20 protein-coding genes are annotated in these 21740 nt (G+C 47.5%); 4 read left to right on the forward strand and 16 right to left on the reverse strand.

Features of this window, described 5'->3' with window-relative positions:
- Nucleotides 1-495: 495 nt before the first annotated feature.
- The 9 genes from RBB45_RS11915 to RBB45_RS11955 all read right to left on the reverse strand — a co-directional run bounded on the left by RBB45_RS11915 (nucleotide 496) and on the right by RBB45_RS11955 (nucleotide 9580).
- The gene (locus RBB45_RS11915) at nucleotides 496-1212 is read right to left on the reverse strand and encodes a LutC/YkgG family protein (protein WP_306009602.1); all 717 of its coding nucleotides are present in this window, start codon (nucleotides 1210-1212) and stop codon (nucleotides 496-498) included.
- Nucleotides 1212-2639 (reverse strand): LutB/LldF family L-lactate oxidation iron-sulfur protein, encoded by a 1428-nt coding sequence (locus RBB45_RS11920; RefSeq protein WP_306009603.1) that lies wholly within the window; start codon nucleotides 2637-2639, stop codon nucleotides 1212-1214. Before RBB45_RS11920 ends, RBB45_RS11915 begins: the two co-directional genes overlap by 1 nt.
- 27 nt (nucleotides 2640-2666) lie before the next feature.
- Nucleotides 2667-3383: a (Fe-S)-binding protein gene (locus RBB45_RS11925; protein WP_009791805.1), complete on the reverse strand. Its 717-nt coding sequence runs from the start codon at nucleotides 3381-3383 to the stop codon at nucleotides 2667-2669.
- Nucleotides 3384-3566: 183 nt separating this feature from the next.
- Complete coding sequence (locus RBB45_RS11930; RefSeq protein ID WP_306009604.1) at nucleotides 3567-5351, reverse strand: L-lactate permease; 1785 nt, start codon at nucleotides 5349-5351, stop codon at nucleotides 3567-3569.
- Nucleotides 5352-5578: 227 nt separating this feature from the next.
- Nucleotides 5579-6298 (reverse strand): FadR/GntR family transcriptional regulator, encoded by a 720-nt coding sequence (locus tag RBB45_RS11935; RefSeq protein WP_101551757.1) that lies wholly within the window; start codon nucleotides 6296-6298, stop codon nucleotides 5579-5581.
- A gap of 85 nt (nucleotides 6299-6383) precedes the next feature.
- Nucleotides 6384-7091, reverse strand: coding sequence for a hypothetical protein (locus tag RBB45_RS11940; RefSeq protein ID WP_248138421.1), 708 nt, complete (start codon nucleotides 7089-7091; stop codon nucleotides 6384-6386).
- Between the two features lie 78 nt (nucleotides 7092-7169).
- On the reverse strand, nucleotides 7170-7595 hold the full coding sequence (locus RBB45_RS11945; protein ID WP_306009605.1) for a flavoprotein: 426 nt from the start codon (nucleotides 7593-7595) through the stop codon (nucleotides 7170-7172).
- Nucleotides 7596-7668: 73 nt separating this feature from the next.
- The gene (locus RBB45_RS11950) at nucleotides 7669-9024 is read right to left on the reverse strand and encodes a DUF4179 domain-containing protein (RefSeq protein WP_306009606.1); all 1356 of its coding nucleotides are present in this window, start codon (nucleotides 9022-9024) and stop codon (nucleotides 7669-7671) included.
- A 49-nt stretch (nucleotides 9025-9073) separates the two neighbouring features.
- Complete coding sequence (locus RBB45_RS11955) at nucleotides 9074-9580, reverse strand: sigma-70 family RNA polymerase sigma factor (protein WP_306009739.1); 507 nt, start codon at nucleotides 9578-9580, stop codon at nucleotides 9074-9076.
- Nucleotides 9581-9780: 200 nt separating this feature from the next.
- Between RBB45_RS11955 and RBB45_RS11960 the strand changes: the two genes are divergently transcribed.
- Nucleotides 9781-10074: a DUF5634 family protein gene (locus tag RBB45_RS11960; RefSeq protein ID WP_009791812.1), complete on the forward strand. Its 294-nt coding sequence runs from the start codon at nucleotides 9781-9783 to the stop codon at nucleotides 10072-10074.
- Nucleotides 10075-10123: 49 nt separating this feature from the next.
- Here the strand turns inward: RBB45_RS11960 and RBB45_RS11965 are convergent, their stop codons facing one another.
- A complete protein-coding gene (locus RBB45_RS11965; RefSeq protein WP_306009607.1) occupies nucleotides 10124-12169 on the reverse strand; it encodes a bifunctional diguanylate cyclase/phosphodiesterase in 2046 nt (681 codons plus the stop codon).
- A 183-nt stretch (nucleotides 12170-12352) separates the two neighbouring features.
- On the opposite strand from RBB45_RS11965, the gene RBB45_RS11970 reads away from it, so the two are divergent.
- From RBB45_RS11970 to RBB45_RS11980, 3 genes are all read left to right on the forward strand, one after another.
- Nucleotides 12353-12778 carry a MarR family winged helix-turn-helix transcriptional regulator gene (locus RBB45_RS11970; protein ID WP_009791814.1) on the forward strand — a complete coding sequence of 142 codons (426 nt, stop codon included), beginning with the start codon at nucleotides 12353-12355 and terminating at the stop codon, nucleotides 12776-12778.
- A gap of 123 nt (nucleotides 12779-12901) precedes the next feature.
- The gene (locus RBB45_RS11975; RefSeq protein WP_009791815.1) at nucleotides 12902-13528 is read left to right on the forward strand and encodes an FMN-dependent NADH-azoreductase; all 627 of its coding nucleotides are present in this window, start codon (nucleotides 12902-12904) and stop codon (nucleotides 13526-13528) included.
- A gap of 109 nt (nucleotides 13529-13637) precedes the next feature.
- A complete protein-coding gene (locus RBB45_RS11980; RefSeq protein ID WP_306009608.1) occupies nucleotides 13638-15680 on the forward strand; it encodes a molybdopterin-containing oxidoreductase family protein in 2043 nt (680 codons plus the stop codon).
- Nucleotides 15681-15727: 47 nt separating this feature from the next.
- On the opposite strand, the gene RBB45_RS11985 is transcribed toward RBB45_RS11980, so the two are convergent.
- The 6 genes from RBB45_RS11985 to RBB45_RS12010 form a co-directional block, all read right to left on the reverse strand.
- The gene (locus RBB45_RS11985) at nucleotides 15728-16342 is read right to left on the reverse strand and encodes an acetate uptake transporter (protein ID WP_101551609.1); all 615 of its coding nucleotides are present in this window, start codon (nucleotides 16340-16342) and stop codon (nucleotides 15728-15730) included.
- Between the two features lie 211 nt (nucleotides 16343-16553).
- A complete protein-coding gene (locus tag RBB45_RS11990) occupies nucleotides 16554-17438 on the reverse strand; it encodes a helix-turn-helix domain-containing protein (RefSeq protein ID WP_170939552.1) in 885 nt (294 codons plus the stop codon).
- Between the two features lie 84 nt (nucleotides 17439-17522).
- Nucleotides 17523-17948 (reverse strand): YhfM domain-containing protein, encoded by a 426-nt coding sequence (locus RBB45_RS11995; RefSeq protein WP_306009609.1) that lies wholly within the window; start codon nucleotides 17946-17948, stop codon nucleotides 17523-17525.
- A 107-nt stretch (nucleotides 17949-18055) separates the two neighbouring features.
- Nucleotides 18056-19504 (reverse strand): phytoene desaturase family protein, encoded by a 1449-nt coding sequence (locus tag RBB45_RS12000; protein WP_306009610.1) that lies wholly within the window; start codon nucleotides 19502-19504, stop codon nucleotides 18056-18058.
- Nucleotides 19505-19662: 158 nt separating this feature from the next.
- Nucleotides 19663-20055, reverse strand: a complete 393-nt coding sequence (locus RBB45_RS12005; RefSeq protein WP_170939554.1) for a hypothetical protein — start codon at nucleotides 20053-20055, stop codon at nucleotides 19663-19665.
- 352 nt (nucleotides 20056-20407) lie between these two features.
- Nucleotides 20408-21673, reverse strand: coding sequence for a hypothetical protein (locus RBB45_RS12010; protein WP_306009611.1), 1266 nt, complete (start codon nucleotides 21671-21673; stop codon nucleotides 20408-20410).
- Nucleotides 21674-21740 lie beyond the last annotated feature (67 nt).

Consider the following 21740-nt stretch of genomic DNA (forward strand, 5'->3'; position numbering starts at 1 on the left):
GCACTTCGCTTTCCGCGGGGCGACGCTGAGCCTCCTCAGAGCAAGCTCTTGCGGGGTCTCAGCCTTGCCGCTATCTCAACCAGGAGTCTGCGTGCCTTCCACTCCAATCAACAGGTCTTCGAAATTTTGGCATGGTTTCCATTGAAAAGTTGTTTAACACAAATAACTCTTTTGGGTGGTTATACCCTTTTTTCAATCTGATTCAACTCATAGACTCTTTTCCTCTTGCTAATGGAGGCTGCTGATTTGCGTTGCAGGCACTTCGCTTTCCGCGGGGCGACGCTGAGCCTCCTCAGGGCAAGCTCTTGCGGGGTCTCAGCCTTGCCGCTATCTCCCGCAGGAGTCTGCGTGCCTTCCACTCCAATCAGCAGGTTTTCGGAATTTATATGGTAAGCCTTGGCTGAAATGTTATGCAGCTTAAATAACTCTTAGTCTGCTTATAACTTGATTTTGGGAGCCTTTAATTACTGAACAGCTTTATTTCGTCAGCTTTCCTTATAAGTCATCTACTACCAAATAAACAGCTTTGACTGGGCCATGGACGCCGACGATTAGGTTCATTTCGATGTCGGCGCTGTTGCTTGGGCCGGAGATGAAGTTGATGCAGGATGGGACTTCTTCTCCTTTGGCTGCGATTTCGTGGATGGCTTTGGCTGCCTGGGTCATTCTTGGTACGATGGTGCTTTTTGGGATGATGGCAAAGTAGATGGCTGGCAGGAGGCTGACGGACCGCCCTTTTCCTTGGCCGCTGAATAGGACAACGGTTCCGGATTCTGCCAGGGTTGTGTCACTGAAGGTGATCCCGATATCGGCGGTGGCTGAAATGGCGAGGTTTTCTTCCCCGGCTTCGGGATCCCATACATGCAGATCGATTCCGTCCGTTTTAAGGGTGCTTTGCATGCTGCCGAGCCCGCATTCTTCAAAACGGGGGTCATCCCATGTGACGACTGATTTTCCGCCTGTTTCCTTTATCAGTTCTGTTATCAGAAAAGGAAGGTCGGCTGTTACTGTCCGATGCACTTCTGTATGGATGATTTCACATTGCTTGATGAGGACTTCGGCAAGCTCATCCTGTGAAAAGCCCTTTAGGACCTCCCACTGCGGATTATGCTTCCAGACCGGCTTTTCAACATGAATGCGCCGTTCCCGTCCAAGATTCTTCGCCAGGTTATCCAGGAAAGATGAGCGGTTTTGGATTTGTCCTGCAGGCATTATTTGTCACCCTCTTTTTCTCTCTTTTTGAACCAGTCCCTGAACCGGTCTTTCTTAGGTGCCGGGAATTCGCGGATATCTGTCCAATTTTTCAGCGGGCCGGGTCCTTTGGAAATTTTCTCATCCTTTGAAAAGACGCCAAGTGCCGCCGGTGCCAGCTTTGAACCGATATTGTACATGGCCGGTGAAGCAGTACCCATGCTGAAGGCCTTCATGGAAAGATTCTCAAAGGCAGGAGCCCTGCCCTCTTTCTCGACAATTTCCTGGCGATGGCGCAGCAGGTGCTCGTGAAGCGGAATCTTCACCGGGCATGCCTCTGTGCACGCCGCGCATAAGGTCGAAGCATAAGGAAGTTCTTTAAATTCATCATAGCCGCCCAATAATGGCGACAGGACAGCCCCGACCGGTCCCGGATAGATGGAGCCGTAGGAATGTCCGCCTACATGGCGGTAGACCGGGCAAACATTGATGCAGGCTGCACAGCGGATGCAGTGCAGGATTGACTGGAAGGCCGTCCCCAATATCTTCGAGCGCCCATTGTCGACGATGACCAGGTGGAATTCCTCCGGTCCGTCAACATCGCCCTCCTGCTTGGGTCCGGTCAGGCCGGTGACATAGCTTGTCAGCTTCTGCCCGACTGCCGCCCTTGTCAAAAGGCTGACCAGGACCTCCATTTCTTCCCAGGTCGGTACAATCCTCTCCATGCCCATAACGGTGATCTGCGTCTTCGGGATCGCCGTAACCATCCGGGCATTTCCTTCATTCGTCACAAGAGAAACCGTGCCGGACTCTGCAATGGCAAAATTGCAGCCTGTGATGCCGATGTCTGCCTCCAGGAATTCCTTGCGAAGCTTTTCCCGTGCAAACAAGGCAAGCTCTTCCGGCTTTTCCGTTTTGTCATAGCCCAGCTTCGCTTTGAACACATCGCGGATTTGTTCTTTGTTTTTATGAAGTGCGGGCGTGACGATATGGGAAGGAGGATCATGGTCATCGACCTGCAGGATCCACTCCCCAAGGTCAGTTTCAATGACTTCACAGCCGGCCTTTTCAAGCGCCTCGTTCATGTTGATTTCTTCTGTGACCATTGATTTGGACTTAACGACCTTTTTTCCTTTTTTCCGTTTTACAACATTCGTGATATAGTCATTCGCTTCTTCCGCCGTTTCCGCAAAAAAGACATGGCCGCCGCGCTTTGCCACATTTTCGCTCAGCTGCTCCAGATAGTAGTCAAGATTTTCTATTGTATGGGAGCGGATTTCTTCGCCAAGCTGGCGCCAGCCCTCCCAGTTCCCAAGCTCTTCCGCTGCATTCAGGCGCCCTGTGCGGAAGCGCCCCTGTGCAGAGGAAACGGCTCCGCGCATAAACGTATCATTGATGCCGCCGGCAACCCGTTCCTTAAAGGGCTTATCTCCAATCTTCATTGCCATTTTTATTCCCCCTCTTTCTCTGCACTTTTATCTGCTGTTCAGGACGGATGCTATGTGCATTACTTTGATCTGCTTTCCGTGCCTCTCGATCCGCCCGCCGATATTCATCAGGCAGCCGCAATCTCCGCCTATTAAAATATCAGCCTCTGATTCTTCAATATGCATGACTTTTTCATCGACCATCTGCTCTGAAATCGGTGTCATTTTTACCGAAAAAGTGCCTCCAAATCCGCAGCAGTCATAGCTGTTCTGAAGCGGCCTCATCTCAAGCCCCTTCACATTGCCCAGCAGCTTCATCGGCGCTTCCTTCACTCCGAGCAGCCTCGTCATATGGCAGGAAGTATGATAGGTTGCCTTCCCATCAAGCCTGGCACCGACATCCTCGACGCCGAGCACATCAACAATGAACTGCGTCAGTTCAAACGTTTTATCAGCCAAACGCTGGGCCCTCTCTTCCCATTTCGGGTCCCCTTTGAAAATATGGGGATATTCTTTGAACATCGTGCTGCATGATCCCGAAGGAGATACCACATAATCTGCATGCTCAAAAACTTTTATCATATGTTTCATCGATTCTTTCGCTTTTTCCACATAGCCGCTGTTGTAAGCAGGCTGTCCGCAGCATGTCTGGCGCTCCGGGAAATCGACCTCGCAGCCGAGCCTTTCGAGCAGCTCCACGGTATCTTTTCCCGCTTCAGTCTGGAATATATCGATCAGGCAGGTAACAAATAATGATACTTTCATCGGTTTCACCTTTTCCTTGTTATCGCTTTCACTTCTTTTGAAAGCTGATTCACTTTTTTTACTTTTGATACTATATAGTTTAAATCTTTATAGGTTTATAGTCAACAGGTCATCAGATGACTTTAGTACACTAAAATACTTTCCTGAGAAAAAGACAGGCCCCTTATAGGAACCTGCCGATTATCAAGCTGTTTTTTTCAGCTGCCTGCTTTCCGTACGGTTCTGTTTTTCCCCTTTGTACAGCATCACGAGGATGAAGCCGGCGGCAAGCGCGAGGATGGCTGTCCCTGCATTCAAGCCTAAGCCATTGATGGCTGTATAGCCGATCCCCCCGGCAAAAATGACATAGAAGGTCATCGGGATCAGTGTTTTTCTGATCAAATTTCCTTCTTTTCCGATCAGGCCTGCAGAAGAGGACGCAGCCACAACATTATGCACACAGATCATATTGCCGGCAGCTCCGCCGACTGCCTGCAGGGCAACGATTGTGGCAGGTGCTGCCATGATATTGTCTGCCACCCCGAACTGGAAGAGCGAAAACATCATATTGCTGATTGTATTGCTTCCGGCCGCAAATGCGCCGATCGCTCCAATCGTCGGTGCTGCAAGCGGCCAGTAGGAGCCGAATACCTCTGATATGCCCTCAGCGAGTGCGAGCGGCATGCTGGTATAGTCAGCTGCGTTGACGCCGGAATTGATGAATACCTGCACCATCGGCACTGCGAAAATAAGGGCTGCCATGGCACTGACAACGGTTTTGACAGAATCTTTGACCGCCCGGCCGTATGCTTTCATATTCATCCTGTAAATAAGGATGGAGATCAGCGATACAGCAATGAATACAACACCGGGAATATTCAGCGGCTTGGATTCAACTGTGATGACTGTCCCGAATACATTCTCAAGGCTGATGACCCAGGACTGGATCCACCCGGCAAACGGGAGTGTCTTCAGTCTTGTCAGCACCAGCAGTACCGCAACAAGGATGTAAGGCATCCAGGCTGCCAGGAAAGAGACAGGCTTTTTCGCAGCATCTTCTTTATCAACCTGGAGGGTTCCCGTCCAGGCAGGATCCCAGTTGTCTGCTGAATCGAAATCCCAGGACTTTTTCGGAACAAGGAATCCCTTCCTTGCTGCCGGCACCACAATGGCAAGTCCTATCAAACCGCCGATCATGGACGGGAATTCCGGTCCAAGGAGATTGGCCACAAGCGCGTAAGGCACCGTGAATGCGAGTCCTGCGAAAATAGCAAACTTCCAGATGGCAAGCCCTTCTGCAATCGATTTATTTTTTCCAAAGAAATAAGTCAGCATCGTAACCATAAAGAGAGGGATGAATATCCCAATCACTCCGTGAATCAGGGCAACCTGGCCGCCGATACCGTTTATGTATGCCTCCATCGTTGTTCCTTGTTCAGCAACATAGCTTTGGACAAGCGGCGAATCCTTCAGTCCGGTATTGACGCCGATCAGGATCGGTGTACCGACGGCTCCATATGATACCGGCGTTGACTGCAGGATCAGGGCAACCATGACAGCTCCCATCGCGGGGAATCCGATTGCCACAAGAAGCGGACCGACAATTGTCGCCGGGGCTCCCCATCCTGCGGCACCTTCCAGGAAGGAACCGAACAGCCAGCAGACGATGATCGTCTGGACGCGCCTGTCAGGCGAGATGCTCATAAAGCCTTTACGTATCGTAAAGATGGCACCGCTTTCTTTCAAGGTGTTAAGAAGCAGGATTGCTCCGAAGACAATCACCCCTACTTCAAGGGCGGTCGCCAGGCCTTTGACAGCAGCAGCCCCGATCTGGGCGCCAGGCACCTTCCACACAGCCATGGCCATCAGGACGGTTACGATCAGCGATAAAGGCATGGCCTTATTCGCTGGCCATCTCAATATGACTAAAAAAACAAATACCGAAACAATCGGTATGGTAGCAATGAGAGCGAGCATTCCAATACTCATGGTTTTTCTCTCCTTTTTAATCGCATATTCATTCATCATGTTAACAGGTCATCAGATGACTTTATTCTATTAAACAGTATAAGTAAAACGCTTTCACATTACAATAGGAAATTTTCAGATATTAACTTTTGCAGGGAGTCCCGCTTTTCGGTTTTAATGGATTCCTAAATACCGAGCAAAGAATCATAAAAAATAAATAAGCCTGCATCCCCCTCGGATGCAGGCCCTCACTCTTCCATTTCGTTCATATATTTCATCAGGACCTCTTCCACACTATGCAGGTGGTCAAGCATCAGCTGCTGGGCGCGGGGCCCATCCTGGTCCCGGATGCTTTCATAGATGCTCTGGTGCTCGAGTGTGAGGCGGCCTAAAGCTTTTTCGGTAGAATACAGCCAGATTCTCCTTGTCTCACGCATGGTGGTCACCATCATTTCCGAAACATTATTCATCAGGCTGATCAGCAGATCATTTTGCGACGCCTTGGCAATCGCCATATGAAACTGAAAATCCGCTTCTTCCCCAAGCTCTTCATCGCTGGCCTTTTTCATCTGCTCAAGCGCTGATTCAATTTCAGCCAGCTGCTCTACCGTACGCCTTTCTGCAGCAGCACTGACGGCGCCGACCTCAAGGATCCTCCGCACCTCCAGAAGATTTTTAACATCTGTCTTTTTCATCAGCATGGCTGTATACACTGGAAGCGTCAGCATATTGGATTCAAATTCCCTGATATAGGTTCCTTCGCCCTGATGCATTTCCACAAGCCCCATGGCACGCAGAGCGCTCAAGGCCTCCCGGACCGCAGACCTGCCGACCTGGAAGTTTTCAGCCAGCTGCTGGACCGAAGCAAGCTTATCTCCCGGCTTCAGCTCTCCTGACTTGATCATATCCATTAGCGCCTCAGCAATTTCTTCATATATTTTACGCGGTTTAATCCGTTTATAGTTCACATGGCTCACCCCATTATCCTTCTGCTTCTGATTTTATAGCATAATGGATGAACGGACAATGCGGAGAGGCCTGCTAAGATTCTTTTTATCTGGCATAGGGTTCAATCAGCGGCTTTTCAGACCGGTAATACATCTGAGCATCAGGCCCTGAGATCAAGACGCCCTTCCCATCCTTTTCAATATAAATGACTGACTCCAGGCCGCTTCCCCATTTAGGCTCTGTCCCGGAAAGAAGGTAAGGAAATCTTTCATCATGATTGTCGTCCATCGTTATTTCCCTGTACCATTCTTCACTATCAAAATTTCCCCTGGTCCATGTTCCTGTCTCCAGCAGTGCTCCCTGGCGGAGAACTGTCCGTTCTGCTGAAGGGTGCAGCAGGACCACTTCTGCATTCTCAACACTGGCCAAATAGACGGCAGGATCCTTTGTGTCATAGACCCCATGGTAAAACATAGCCGCTGCAAGTGAAGCCGCAAGCAAAGCAAAATTGGCGGCAAACCCCAGCCAGGCAAACCGCCGGTACTTTGCCCATCTCCCTTCTTTGCCCCTGGAGAAAAAATAGAGAATCCATACCCCGAGAGGCAGTATCGGCAGCCGGATGGGCAGGCCGTCACTTTGCCAGTTAATTGAAAAAGAAAAGAGTCCAATAAACATAATGAGGATGATTTTTAATACCTTGGGCTTTTCATCCTGCTTTTTATATAAAACGATTGCGGCAATCACAATAGCTGCATAAGCCAATATGGTGGCTGCCCATTCTACTGCGTTACCTGTAAAATCCAGATTGATCATGGAGCTCACCTCCTGCTGGTTCCATTTACTGTTATATGTATGATAACAAAGAAAAAGGACCACTGCGCATGGTCCTTTTCAGATATGCTGCTGGAACTGCAGGGTGCCGATTCTTTCCGGGGAAATTCCTGTTTCTACATAGCTTCTGGCCTGCTTCCAGCTGCCTTCTCCGTCTTTTTTGAAGGTATCGAAAAAGAGATTGGCTGTGCCGATCCGTTCTCCCTTTATAATAATCGAGGCCGACAAGACCGCCATCACTTCATCCTCCTTCAGCGGAATGACAGCAAGCTCCTTCAAATCCCAGATCCCTTCATTCTCTTTTACATACCGAAATCCCTGCCCCCAGCCTTTGACCGACTCATCGTAGCCAAAATCATCAATCTGATCCCCGCGGATTTCCCTTGCCTGATAATCCTTTGATATCAGCTCTTTCATTTCTTCGAGCGATGAGTTCCTCCAAACCTGGAGGTAATGATTGAGAAATGATTTGAATTCCTGTTCCATTGCTCAGCCTCCTGTATATTCTTGTTGGAGTTAACTTCTACAGTAGAGAAGGGATATCCTTTTCCTGAAAGGATTATTTGATCGGTACTTCCATTTGGAATTCTTCTATGAGCTCGGGAGCCTTTTCATTAAAATATTTGATGAAAAGACCTTCATCCGGCGTATTCGGGAACACTTCTTCAACAAGATAAGCTTCGCCTCCTAAATATTCCCGGGACTTCTCAATGCCATGATAAAATCCCCCATTTTTATCTGTAAGCATAAACTGAAAATCATTCAGGAACGCCAGGGAGCTTTTATATTTATAGGCAATTATGAGTGTTTGGTCTGCCCTTTCAATTCCTTCTATTTCAATGCTGCCCATTTCTCCCATCTGGAAGGCTGCTTCAGTTGAGAGCGGGGTACTACTTAGAGGCGTATCTTCTTTAAACCTGTTTGAAGTCCCATTTATCACCTGTATGGTTACGGTTGACGAACCTTTGTCCACTTGCTCGAAAAACTCTTTGTATTCAGTCACACTGTACCATTGGCCGTTTTCTTTTGTCTGGGTCCCCATTCCCATTGTCCAATTGTTTAAATTCCTTAAAACTTTGCCATTTTCATCAATAAGCCTGATTGTATGAGACGGATAGGGCTCCCTATTGTTATATGGCTCCTTATATCGGAGATTAACCGATGTAGTCAGCGGGCTCAGCTTAATACTCTTTAGTTCTAGTACTTTGTTTTCCCACTGTTTAACCATATTCATAGGGATGGTTTTAATATCCTCTGATTTTTCAACAGGGAACTGGAACCGGAACGAGAAGTCCTTTTCCCATTTGTAAGATTTGTCTGTTGTAGCTTTATATAGAAAGTCCACCTTTATTTTATCCGGCATTTCGCCTTTATCATAATCGTACGTAAAGGTTGAGATGCCTGCCACTTTGTTTTCAGAAATCTGTTCATCCCTTACACCATTCCTGGAGATACCCTCTTCAGAATGATTAAGGGGTATATAAGCATCGATTTGTTTATATGAGTAATTATTTATCGGCTTTTCTGATTCAATCACATAACTGATTGAGAGTCTGCGTCCATCGTAAACCGCTTCTTTTATGCTCATCTTAATCCCATCTTCCTGCTTTTCTAAAGATAAAAGCGATACATTTCCGTCATTTGAGGCCTTTTGGAGCCCTTCATCGCCAAAAAGGCTGAAGATGGAATCAAAGAAAGGAAAGTTTGAAAAAGCAAATGCCTTTGTTCCTGATCCGAATAAAGCCAAGGAACCTGCCAAAGTGAGGAGAACTGCAGCTGCTGCAATCGATTTGATCCGCCATTTAATGAAAAGTGGTTTTTCACTATTTTTTATACAGTCCTGCACCTTCTGTCTGTCCTCTGCAGTAAATTCCACCTCACTAAAAAGATCTTTGCTTTTTATATCCTGTCCCATTGCATGTCCTCCTTTCTCAATATCGCCCCGAGCTTTTCTCTTCCCCGTTTCAGTCTCGTTTTGACAGTATTCTCTGATATACGAAGAGTGGAGGCACCTCTCCAACTGTAAACTCCTGATAGTAGTATAGAAAAATGACCTCTTTATATTTCGGGCTTAAAGACATGATACAATCCCTGATTTGCCTTTTATGGTCTTTTTCGAGTAACGCTGCCTCAGGGCTGTCCGCATGAGGTGTTGAGTTGTCCTCCTGTTTACCTGGTAAAAGTATCCTTTTGAAGTACGCACTCTTTAAATGGTCTTTGCACTGGTTAATGGTGATCCGGTACAGCCAGGTCTTCAGGGAAGACTCCCCTTTAAACTTTTGCAGGCTGGAGCTGCAGCTGATAAATACATTCTGTACAATATCCTTGGCCAGCCCGGCATCCTTTACATAAGAGAAAGCAAGCGTTGCAAGCTCCGTTCCGTATGTAACCATGATTTCTTCTAATATTTCTTCCAAATTTTCATTCTTTGCCAAATCCGGATTAAAATCCTGCTCACCTTCTATATACACCAAAACCCACCACCTTGTTTAAAATTCGTGATTTGACGAGGTGAAGCAGCTGAGGGTTTCAAATTTTTTTAAAAAACAAATAATTATCATTATATCTCACACCTTTTTACAAGTAACCCATTCACTGTGAAGAATAAAACCTAAGAACCAAGCCATATTAAAAGCAGATAACAACGAAGGGAGACAGCACAGTGGAATCGATGACGCGTGAGCAGATTCTGGCGGATTTGCAGAGGTCTTTTGAGGGCTATTTGAATGAATACGGGGCGGACAGTATAGGCACTTATGAGGAGCCGGGCCAGGGCGGGCGCTATTATTTCGGCTGCACGGTCAAGAAGGATGATCGGACGTTCCATATACATACACCTTTTGCACAGCAGGAGGATGGAAGATTTACGGCTCTTGGAAACGGCTGGACGGCCGAGACGGATGATCCGATGCTTCAGGACAAAAGGGGATATGGAGATCTGGAGAGTGCACTCAAAGAAATCTAGCATATAGAAAAGGCAGGCTGGACTGAAAGTGTCCGGCCTGCCTTCTTTCTTAAACCAAGGCTTCTTCATGCCTGTTCTGTATCCAGTCCTGCAGCTCTTCTTCTTTCAGCGGGCGGGAAAAATAATAGCCCTGTACATGCGGCGATTCGCTTAAAGAACCAATAAAGTCGATCTGGTCCTGATATTCTGCTCCCTCGATGACGACCTTTAAATTCAGGGAGCAGGACAGAGAAATGATGGCCCGCAGGATGGCCGAATCCTTTTCTGACATCGGCACCCCGTCGACGAAGGATTTATCAATTTTGATGGTCGAAATCGGTATTCTTTTTAAATACGAAAGAGAGGATACGCCTGTACCAAAATCGTCCAAGGCAACAGAAAGCCCCATTTCCCTGAACTGCGCCACTGCCTGAATGGCATTCTCGATATCGTGGATGACGCTGGTCTCCGTGATTTCCAATTCAAGCAGATGGCTGCTGATATCATATTTCTCAAGACTGTCTATTAAAACGTTCAGCAGTTTGGCTGAAGTCAGATAAGGGCCCGGGATGTTAATGGAAATCTGGTGAAGGGCTGCCCCTTCTTTTCGCCAGTGGGACAGCTGAAGGCATACTTTTTCAATCACCCAGTCTGTGACTTTGAAAAGCTTCCCGCTTTCCTCGAGGATGGGAATGAAAACGCCTGGCGAAATCATGCCATGCCTGGGGTGGTTCCAGCGCAATAATGCCTCCATGCCTGAAACTTCCCATGTGCTTGAGGAGATTTTCGGCTGGTAGACAAGAAAAAGGTCGTCATTTTCCATAGCAAGTGTGATATCCTTAGCCAGTTCCTTTTCAAAGCTGTAGGTATGGACAGCGGGATTATATTCAATTACCTCATGCTTGTACCTGGTTGTTGAATGCAGGAGTACAGCCATTGTGCTTGAGAACAGTTCTTTATGCGGCTGTTTATCGCTGGCTGAACTTACTGCACACACCATATCTATCACGAGCCGCTGTTTTCCGATGATCAGCGGCTGAGTGAATACAGCCATGATTCTATGCAAGGCTGCCTTTAATTTTTCATATTCATGCTCCCCGGAGGCGAACATCGCAAAACGATTTCCTTCGATGCGGTATGCCTTCATTTCCAGCGGAAGCAGCCCTTTAATTCCCACATGGACAGATTGGATGATTTCATCTCCGAATGAATAGCCAAAACCGCTGTTCCATTTCTCCAGGTCATGGATATGGATGATGGCCAGGCATCCTTTGCCCCCGTTTTTCAAATCCTGTTCAAACTGCCGCTGGTTCGGCAGCTTTGTAAGCGGATCAAAATAGCTCAGGCGGTATTCTACATAACGGTCCAGAAGGCTCGTCAAGCCGGAAATGGCAAGGAGAATCAAGATTCCCGCCGTGATGACGCCTATCAAGAGCCTCATATCCATACTATGCATCTCATGCAAAGCATGGCCCAATGGCGCATCTGTATAAAAAACAACAGCGGCCATACCGGTGTAATGCATACTTGTAATCGCAAGGCCCATGATAAGAGCAGTGGCCGCTTTTACCAGAAATCTGCCCATATATTTCTGCAGCACAGAAAATATATACAAGGCAACATAGGACACTACGACAGCAATGGCGATGGAGGCGGCAAACAGGCCCGGCTTATAGCTGTATTCAGCTTCCATCTTCATGGCAGCCATACCGAAATAATGCATGGCTGAGATGCCCATCCCCATGATGGCCCCTGAAATAGCAGATGGCCAATGAGTGCTGTTCTTCCGGTTGCTGATATAAAAGGCCAGATAAGAGGCCAAAAAGGCTGGAAACACAGAAACGATTGTAAGCGTCAAATCATACTTCATCGGCATCGGAAGCATGAACGCGCTCATGCCGATAAAATGCATGGACCAGATTCCGAGCCCCATGGCAATGGAAGACAGCAGCAGCCAGAACCTCTGCTGGAAAAAGCTTGGCTGCTGCATACGCTGGTTCATGGATAGTGCGGTATAAGACGCACAGCAGGCAATAATAATAGAAAGAAGAACAATCGGGACAGAATAATGTCCTTGCAGAATATATATATTCTCTGAGTCTCGGACTGTAAACATGGGTGTATAACCTCATTCATTTTTTATAGGCATATCATACTGGTTATATCGGCAGTTTTTTCCGATTATCAACTAAAAGATCACCTTCCGGCACATTGATGCTCAACTTATTGTTTTTTTGCTGTCATAACCATAAAATATGATTATCTGCAGCCTGTTTACTTATAGAACGGAGGAACCCTTTTGAAGCTTTCTTTTACCGATTACATCAGCATCTATATCCATCAGACCGACCTGACGCTGACCAGCTATGTAAAGAACAGGCTGGCGCCTTATAATCTGGCTCCCGAGCAAAATTTAATCATGATGCTGCTTTGGGAAAAGGATGGAATCACACAAAATGAAGTAGCGGAAAGGCTGCTGAAAGATAAAACCAATATTGCGCGCATGGTATCCAATCTTGAGAAAAAGGGATTTATCCAAAGGATCCAGCATAAAAGCGACCGCCGTTCCCTTCAGCTGTTCCTGACAGAAAAAGGCCGGGAGCTCGGGGAGCACATCATTCCCCTAACTGAGGAGTTCAACTCTCTCGTCTGCCAGGGAATCTCAGAGGAAGAGCAGAACGAAGTCAGAAGGATTCTCCGCAAAATGCAGGCAAATGTCCAGTAGTCTGTTCATTTGCCTGCATAAATGTTGCTACAACAACCAAGAATGTGGTAAAGTGATGTTTGTCTTATACAGCATCATTCACAGTTGCTATAGCAACCCAGAAAAATAAAGCGAGGTATTCTTATGTCAAACGTATTATTCATCAAAGCCAATTCCCGCCCGGCCGATCAGGCTGTAAGCGTTCAGCTCTATAATGCTTTTGTTGAAAGCTACAAAGAAGCTCATCCAGGCGAACAAATCACTGAGCTGGACCTATTCGGCGAAAACCTGCCATACTACAGCAATGATATGATGGGCGGCATGTTCAAGCTTGCTAAAGGCATGGAGCTTACGCCAGCTGAAACTGAAGCAGCAAACCTGGTAAACAAATATCTGGACCAGTTCCTGGCTGCAGATAAAGTGGTATTCGCATTCCCGCTTTGGAACTTCACTGTTCCTGCAGTACTGCACACTTATCTTGATTATCTCGGACAGGCAGGAAAAACTTTCCGCTATACAGCAGAAGGCCCTGTCGGTCTGCTGGGAGACAAGAAGGTTGTCCTTCTTAATGCACGCGGAGGCATTTATTCTGAAGGCCCGGCGGCAAGCGCTGAAATGGCCGTCAACTATGTGAGCACCATCCTGAACTTCTGGGGCGTCCAGAACGTTGAATCTATCATCGTTGAAGGCCATAACCAATTCCCTGACCGTGCACAGGAAATAATCAATGAAGGACTTGAAAAAGCAAAAGCGGCAGCGAAGGAATTTTAATCTGCCCGCACAATTTAGCCTGTTCCAATCGGAGCAGGCTTTTTCTTATATTGCAGGAATTGTCCAACTCTTTTAAGATACTAATATACGAAATAAGAGAGGCGGTCAAATGATGTCAGCTGCAGATACAGAGAATGGAATATTCAAGAGCGTATGCCCGCTGGACTGCCCTGATCAGTGCGGGCTGCTGCTGCAGAAAGAGAATGGAAGAATTGTTAAAATTGCCGGGGATCCGGAGCATCCGGTCACAAAGGGCCATATTTGCCAGAAGGTGCGGCATATGGCTGAACGGATTTACGATGAAAAGCGCCTGACACATCCTTTGCGAAGAATTGGCAAAAAAGGCGAAGGCAGATTTGAGAAAATAAGCTGGGATGAAGCCATTCGGGAAATCACCTCGCATTGGAAAGAGCTTCTGCAAACTGCAGGACCCGAGAGCATCCTTCCTTACAGCTTCTATGGAAATATGGGAAGGCTGAATTCCGAGGGCATGGACCGGCGCTTCTTCAACCGGCTTGGCGCTTCAAAGCTGGATTATACAATATGCCAGGCGGCAGGCACCGTCGGCTACCGCTACACGATGGGCGGAAGCTTCGGCATTGATCCTGAGGATACGATCCATTCTAAGCTGATGATTTTTTGGGGCATCAATGCGGCAAGCACGAATATGCACCAGATCGCCCTGGCGCAAAAGGCGCGAAAGAACGGGGCAAAGCTGATCGTCATTGATGTCCACAAAAATCAGACAGGACGGGCTGCCGACTGGTTCATCCCCATCCTTCCAGGGACAGATGCAGCCCTTGCCCTTGGCATCATGCATATCCTGTTTGAGGAAAACATGGCGGATGAAGAATTCCTCAGGAACTGTACGGTTGGACATGAAGAGCTGAAAGCGCATTGTGCTGCCTATGATCCTGCTGCTGTTTCCGCTATCACCGGCGTCCCTGTGGATGATATTTATAAACTGGCAAGGATGTACGGGACCATTTCCCCTTCCTTCATCCGGATCGGCAATGGGATCCAGCACCATGACAATGGCGGCATGTGCATACGCACCATCTCCTGCCTCCCCGCGATCACAGGCCAATGGCTGAAAAAAGGCGGCGGAGCCATTAAAGGCAATGGCGGGTATCTGGCACTCAATAATTTCAAGCTGCAGCGCCCCGATCTTCGGAAGGAGAGCAGGGCCCGGACCATCAATATGAACCTTCTCGGCCAGGCGCTTCAAGAATCAGAGCACCCGATTCTGTCATTGTTCATCTACGGGACCAATCCTGCGGTTGTCGCTCCGGAAGCCAATCTGGTCAGGGGCGGCCTCAAGAGAGAAGATCTTTTCACGGTGGTCCATGATTTATTTTTAACCGAAACGGCCAAATATGCCGATATCGTGCTCCCTGCGACTTCCTCTTTTGAAAATACGGATTTGTACACCTCATACTGGCATCATTATCTGCAGCTGCAGGAGCCGGTCATCAAACCTTATGGTAAATCAAAATCTAATGTGGAGGTTTTCCGGCTTTTGGCGGCAGGCATGGATTTTGAAGATGAGGCTTTTTCTGACACCGAGGCGGAAATGATCAGCCAGGCGCTCGATCATCCCGGAAATCCTGCCCTGGATGGGGTCACTTACGAAACGCTGAAGGAGAATAGCTTTGTGAAGGGTAAGGTACAGCCTCTTTTCCCTGGTAAACTGCCAACGCCGAGCGGGAAAATTGAACTGTATTCCGAGCAGATGGCAAAGGACGGCTATCCGCCGCTGCCTGTCTATACGCCGCTTGAAAAAGACAGCGAGCACCCGTTTTTCTTCGTCCCGGCGCCGAACCATAATTTCCTGAACTCCACTTTTTCCAATAATCAAAAGCATCAGGACCTGGAAAAAGAGCCGCAGCTGTTCATGAACAGTCAGGATGCACAGGAATTGGGGATTCTGGATGGGGACATGGTGAGAGTTTGGAATGACCGGGGCGAATGCATCCTGAAGGCGAATGCCGGGGATCGTGTGCTGCCGGGAGTCCTAGTGTCCCAAGGCCTCTGGGCAGATTCCCCCGGCAAAAAGCATCTTGTCAACGCACTCGTCCCTGACCGCATCGCCGACATGGGCGGAGGCGCCACCTTCTTTTCCGGACGTGTGAATGTGGAGAAATTCATATAAAAAAGGTGCCAGGCACGGGATTGCTCCCGATGCCTGGCACCCTCTTTTTATTTAAAAATCCCGAATGGCTTGCCGATTGGCAGCACGACTTTTCCAAAATGCGTATTCAGCACAATGGCCGCTGATCCATAAAAGGACAGAAGCGCAATGCACATTTCCGCAACAGCTGCCAGCATATGTGTCGCTTCATGCATAATGCCAAAGGTGCTCAGAGATAGACCGATAAACAGAAAATCGATGAACACGAAAATGAAAAACAGCACCTTATGGGTTTCCATAGCCCCTACCGTCATAAAGAGGCTGAAAATCAAATAGCCGACGAACGCGAACCCCAGCTGCTTCGGGTCTCCATCCAAGGCAAGGGCTTCTCCAAAGAAGCCAAGCTGGATCAGCCAGGTCATGCCGACGCCGAACCAGAACAATCCAAAAGCCCCGAAGGCCGTTGTCCCGAAAATATTATTATGCTTCGAATCCTGAACCGAAGCGAAAAGCTGCGCCAATCCGCCAAGGAAAAACGCCCAGGGAAGGATATAAGATAATCCGTCTGTCAGGCCCAATTTCTGTGATGACGCCACAAACGTGACCATGGCAAGGCCGAATAAGCCCAACGCGGATGGATCTGCTGCTGTGATTTTAACTTGTGTGTGATTCTGAGTCTCCATACTTTCCTCCTAATAAAAAACATACTTGTGTACTTTATAGGATAAAAGTAAGAGTGTCAACAGCCTATTAATGGGAAGGGCTTTATTACGCTGGTCAGCCCCATAGGCCGCTGATAAAATTCCACAGAAAGCTGCCTGTCTGAAGCTTCAGTAATGTGATCCCAATTACAAGGCACGCCCCAAGGATTATGCCTGCTTTTTTCCTCATTCTCTACTCCTCTTCAAAAGAGAGATTGACCGGTTCTTCGTGAAGATCTCTTGTAAAATCAATATTGGTTGTAGGGACGGAGGTGCTGACTTCCTCAAACTTCAATTCATCCACCCACACTTTTCCCCTGCCGGATAGTATGACGCCAAAGGCAATCACCGCACTATTTTCCGGCACATCGAGGACAATATCATAATAATTCCAGCCTGTACTTCCCTTGATCGGGCGATTGCCCATATTATCGAACTGCAGTACTTCATCGGAAGCATTATCTACTCTCATCCAAAAGCTGCAAAAGCCGTCCACATTATTTGATTTCAGGAAACCGGAAAACTTAAGCCGCTTCCCGCGATAATTTTTTGCGTTGATTTCCTGCATCATGGTCGCAAATTCTCCTGGCGCTTCCACAGTCTGTGACTGCAGATACCCTGATGATTTTCCTTTGTGAAAAGTCTCATGATCAATTCCCATCTGATAATTGAACGGATGGCTTCCACTGAGCACCCATCCTTTTGGCTTCTGTTCTTTGTCCATGTTTTTTTCCTCCTTTTGCTCCGCCAGTTTCCCGATCAGCTTTCTGTATTTTCCCGGCGGCAAATGATAATATTTTTTGAATGATCTTGTGAAGGCTTCCTGTGATTCGAATTGAAAGTATAAAGCAATATCAAGGATTTTCTCATCTGTATAAAGCAGCATATGGGCACTGTTGGCAATCCTTCTGTAGCGGATGTACTCGGAAACCGTCACCCCGACTTCCTTCTGGAAAATCCGGTGGTAATGAAACTTAGAAAACCCGGCTGTCTGAGCGATATTGTCCAGTGACAGGTCCTCATGAAGGCTTGATTCAATATGCTCTATGCTTTTCTGGATGATGGAACTGTAGGCCACTGCTGGCACCTCCTTCCATATTTAAAATAACAAAAGCAGATGGCGGTTTTTTTGACCTATATTGCTAAGTTGAGCAAGCTGCCATTATTTTTTCTCTTGGAAGAGCAATTGCCTTAATTTCTCTGTATGTGCAGGAGAGGTGAGATAAACAGCCTCATCCCCGATATACATGAAGGTGCTTCTCTCGTTTTCCCCGCCGAGCCACAGGTGGATCCCATGTGCCGGAACCTCCCCCTCCGGCTGATATTCCACCATCACGTCATATTCAGGATCTGAGATATCGGCCTTCCCAGGCTGCAGGACCGCAGATGTGATTGCATCCTCGAATCTGGTTAGACTTTCTTTGTCCTGAAAAGAATAGAGGATTTCTTCGTTCATCCCGCCGAATCCATCAGATTTTGAAACGTTCACTTCTGATATTGGCTCATCAAGCAGAACCATCTTCTCCGGTGCCTGGCACCCGGCTGAAAGAATGGCGAATAATATTAGCATAATGATAGATTGTTTCATGGTTGTCCTCCTCTGTTTTTCTCATTTTATACCAAAAAATGCGTGCCAGGCACCGCTCGTGGACATTTTTGGGGAAAGTGTCCATTTGCGGTGCCTGGCACGCAGGGTTAATGTTCTTTTATAATGGCCCTCGCGGCATTGCGGCCGCTTAGCGCTGCTGATAATGTACCCGGTCCTGGGAAGACCTGCTCTCCTGCTAAATAGAATCCGGGCAAGGAGGTACGAAAGCTTTTCGGCTTAATGACGCTGTTCCGGACGGTCAGGGGGAATCCGCCGACCTCCGTTTTCCCCACAAATTTTTGATATGTTAAAGGGGTGCCAGCTTCGGCCTTTAGCAAGCGGGTTTTAATTGAGGTGATTTTATCCACTTCATGGAGCAGTCTGCCTGTCAGTTGTTCTTTCCGCTGCCTGTATTCTTCTTTTCCAAATGAAGCCCATATCGTGCTGTCGGTATGAACAGAAATCGTCAATATCATTTCGTCCTCAATTGTAAGCCCACTTGCATCCCTCGCTTCCTGCAGAGTTGCATAGATGGGGCCGTGAAATGCTTCCTGCTCCCCTTGCGGCATGATCTGATAGGCGAAAGGCAGGGTTTTTTGGTCCTTTCCTGACACAATGCTGTCAACACGAAAAGCACCCCATGAAAACTCATCACCTTCACTATGGCTCGTCCCTTTCCCAAAGGAAATTCCGCTGTTATTGATGATAAGATCAAACGCTCCACTGCATTTTCTGCTTTCTACCTTCCACTTATTTTCGCTTTTGCAGTACTCAACCTTCTTAACTGGAGAAACAAGCTCCACCCTTCCGCCAAGTTCCACTATCCTCTCTGCTAAAGAAGAACTGATCTGCCCCAGCCCTTTTTCAATCGAAAAGCTTCCTTTCCTGTAAATGGTCAGGGCCAGGCTTGAAGGCAGCAAAGCAGCCTCAGAAGCATCGGTCTGCGCGGCATCCAGCAGCTGGGCATCCAAGAACTGCCTGAACGGAAGATAATGTTCGAGCTTATGTTTCTTTAATAGATCTTCTACTGTTGAAAGGGCATAACGTGCGAGTCTTAGCATGGAAACGGGACGCCGGAGGGCAAGGCGTGCAAAGCTCCCAAGGTCATAAAGTTTCTTTATCGGAAGAGATATCCCTGAAGCGGAAACAGCCTGTACCATTTCCCCGATTTTGTGAAGCTCTCTCCAGAACCGTAAAACACGCTCTGGGTGCTCAAAGAATACGCGCTGGAGCTCTTCCTCCCAGTATTCTGTGCGTCGGTATATGGAAATTTTCCGATCAGGCAATATAACATCCATAGGATGGGGCAGACATTCTGCCGGGAGCTGTACCCCTGATTCATTTAGCAGCTCTCTCAGCAGTCCTCCTTCTTCCAGTCCGAATGCGACAGTTGCGCCGGTCGGGAACATCCGTCCTTTTCGTATATAAAAGCCAGCCGATCCGCCAACGGTTGATGCCTTTTCCAGGACAGTCACCTGAAAGCCGGCATTGGCCAAAAGGGCACCGGCTGTCAGGCCCCCGATCCCGGCTCCGATTATACATACTGACTTTGCCATTTCACCGCCTCCATTTCCTGCTGCACCTGCTAACATGTTTACACCATTATAAGCAATATTGGCGGCGATATTGAAATTCTAATATGGTGTCTATACGGTGTCAGGCACCGCTCGTGGACAAATTCAGAAGAAGTGTCCATTTGCGGTGCCTGTCACGGTTAGGAATCTATCTCTTTTACATATATGGCTGCATTGGTTTTGATGGTGCGGCAGCCCTCCAGATCTGCTTCTTTTAGCAGGCCCAGGTCCAGGGCTGATTTAATTTTACCTTCATCCGGCTTTTTTTGGATCAGTTCATGGAGATTTAACTCTTCCAGCCTTTTTACGGTTGGTTCCTGCTCAAATTTCTCGGCTTTCCTGATCTGCCGCTGGAGTTTGAATGTGCTCACTGTGATTTCGCCCTTTTCATTTTGTCCGACAGATTGATCAAAATGGAGATTGAACATCTTTTTCAGCGACTCAAGCTCCTCTTCCGCAGCTTTCTTTGTCTTGCTCAATTCCACATAGCGCGCAAGGATTTCCTTTGTAACAATGCCATTCGCATTTACCAATTTCTCGCCCCATTTCTAAGATGATAGTTCATCTTATTAAGGCGAGGGTGGCATTATGCATGTCCCTTGAAAACGTATGTTCCTGGTGAAATTAGTGCCTGGCACTGCCCGTGGACAGAATGGGGGGAAGTGTCTTTTGGCAGTGCCAGGCACGGCAGCGGCTGGCACTGGAGTATTCCGGAATTCCAATAAATGTATTTTATGCAGAATCACACTGATTTTATGTAGAATAACAAGAATTTTAGGTAGAATAACAGAATTTTTATGCAGAATCTCTTGCCCCTGCAAAGTATTTAATGAAAAAACGCCCACTGATATCTATCAGAAGGGCATTTCCTGCATAAAATCCACTTTAAATATCATCTAGCAGAACAATCTCACCTGTCTCAGCATCAACTGCATGCAGGCAGTCCAATTTTCCGCATAAAACATACTTTTCTCTCTCAACATCATAGACATAGACCGGTTTTAAGAAGAAGGATGATTTTAACATTTCAAAGGCTTCCTCCTTAATGACCGCTATCTCCCCTGGTGCCTGGTAACCGTCGAACATGTCGAGCATCATCTGGTTGTCAAAATAATTTCTCGGCTCAAAACTATGGGCATCAATCACAACCGTCAGCTTTCGCTTAAAAACACTAGAATCCTGCCCGGATTTCCTTAATACCGCATCAATGCACCCGCGGCTCCTGCGAAGTGTTTTCAATGTCCACTGGCCGGACTCGCCAGGATATTCCCGGCTGAGCACCTGCCTGACAGCATCCGCGCATTTATCAGTCTCTTCCTCCCTGATCGGGCAGGACTCTATATGAGGTTCTCCGCCGAATGCCTGGTCTGCTCCAATGTCTTCGGATTCTATGATAGGCTTTCGTTCAAAAGGAACGTCTGAAGGCTTGTCCCAATCGATTACCTGATCGACCATAAGCTTTGGCTCCATCCCTATTGGGTCAAATTCAATCGTTTTCATCCTGTCATTCTTGACGAAAATTTCCTCAATCGCAAATAAAGAAAACCATTTTTCTTTTTCCCGGTTCGGGAATTGAGCGAATATCAGTTGCTCTCTAAGAAGATCTTCATCTATGTCTTCAAGCGAGAGAGCATATTTCTCCTCCTGTACCTGATCTGCTTCTGGGAAACTTCCATTTGAAGAAAAAGTAATCAGCCTTCCTTCCTCATCCGTTTCCAGCTCTATATAACCACCAGGATAGAGGGCGGTGCCATTGACAGCCGCTGAAAAATGCAGCCTTCTTCCCTCTTCCTTCGTCAGCATGAATTGCTGCCCATAGCTCAGGCCAGTTTCTTTCTCAATCCAATCAATCATACTGCCCCGGTCCCCGGGAACGAAAATAACTCCATCAGCCAATGTCTTCCCGCCCACAAATATAGCGCTCTTTGTCTTATTGCTTGGAATGGCCACTTCTATGACAGCCGTGCCCTCCGGATTGCTCTCATCATCCTCTGCTGCCGTACCGTTAGGGAACCATTCCATACAGAGAGTATAAACAGTCTTATTCTGAAAAGGTGAGTCTTGATAGAATCCGGTTCTACCGAGATCATATTCTGCCAGCCCGAACTTCTCAAAAGCTGAATCTGCAAGTTTCTTTATTCTTTGATCCATAGCTGCCTCCTTGTTTCATCCTAATCTCTTTACGAAAGAAACGGTAATTTGGTTTCAAAGAATGTGG

This window comes from Bacillus sp. MMSF_3328, assembly GCF_030733525.1.
Taxonomy (GTDB): Bacteria; Bacillota; Bacilli; order Bacillales; family Cytobacillaceae; genus Bacillus_AB; species Bacillus_AB infantis.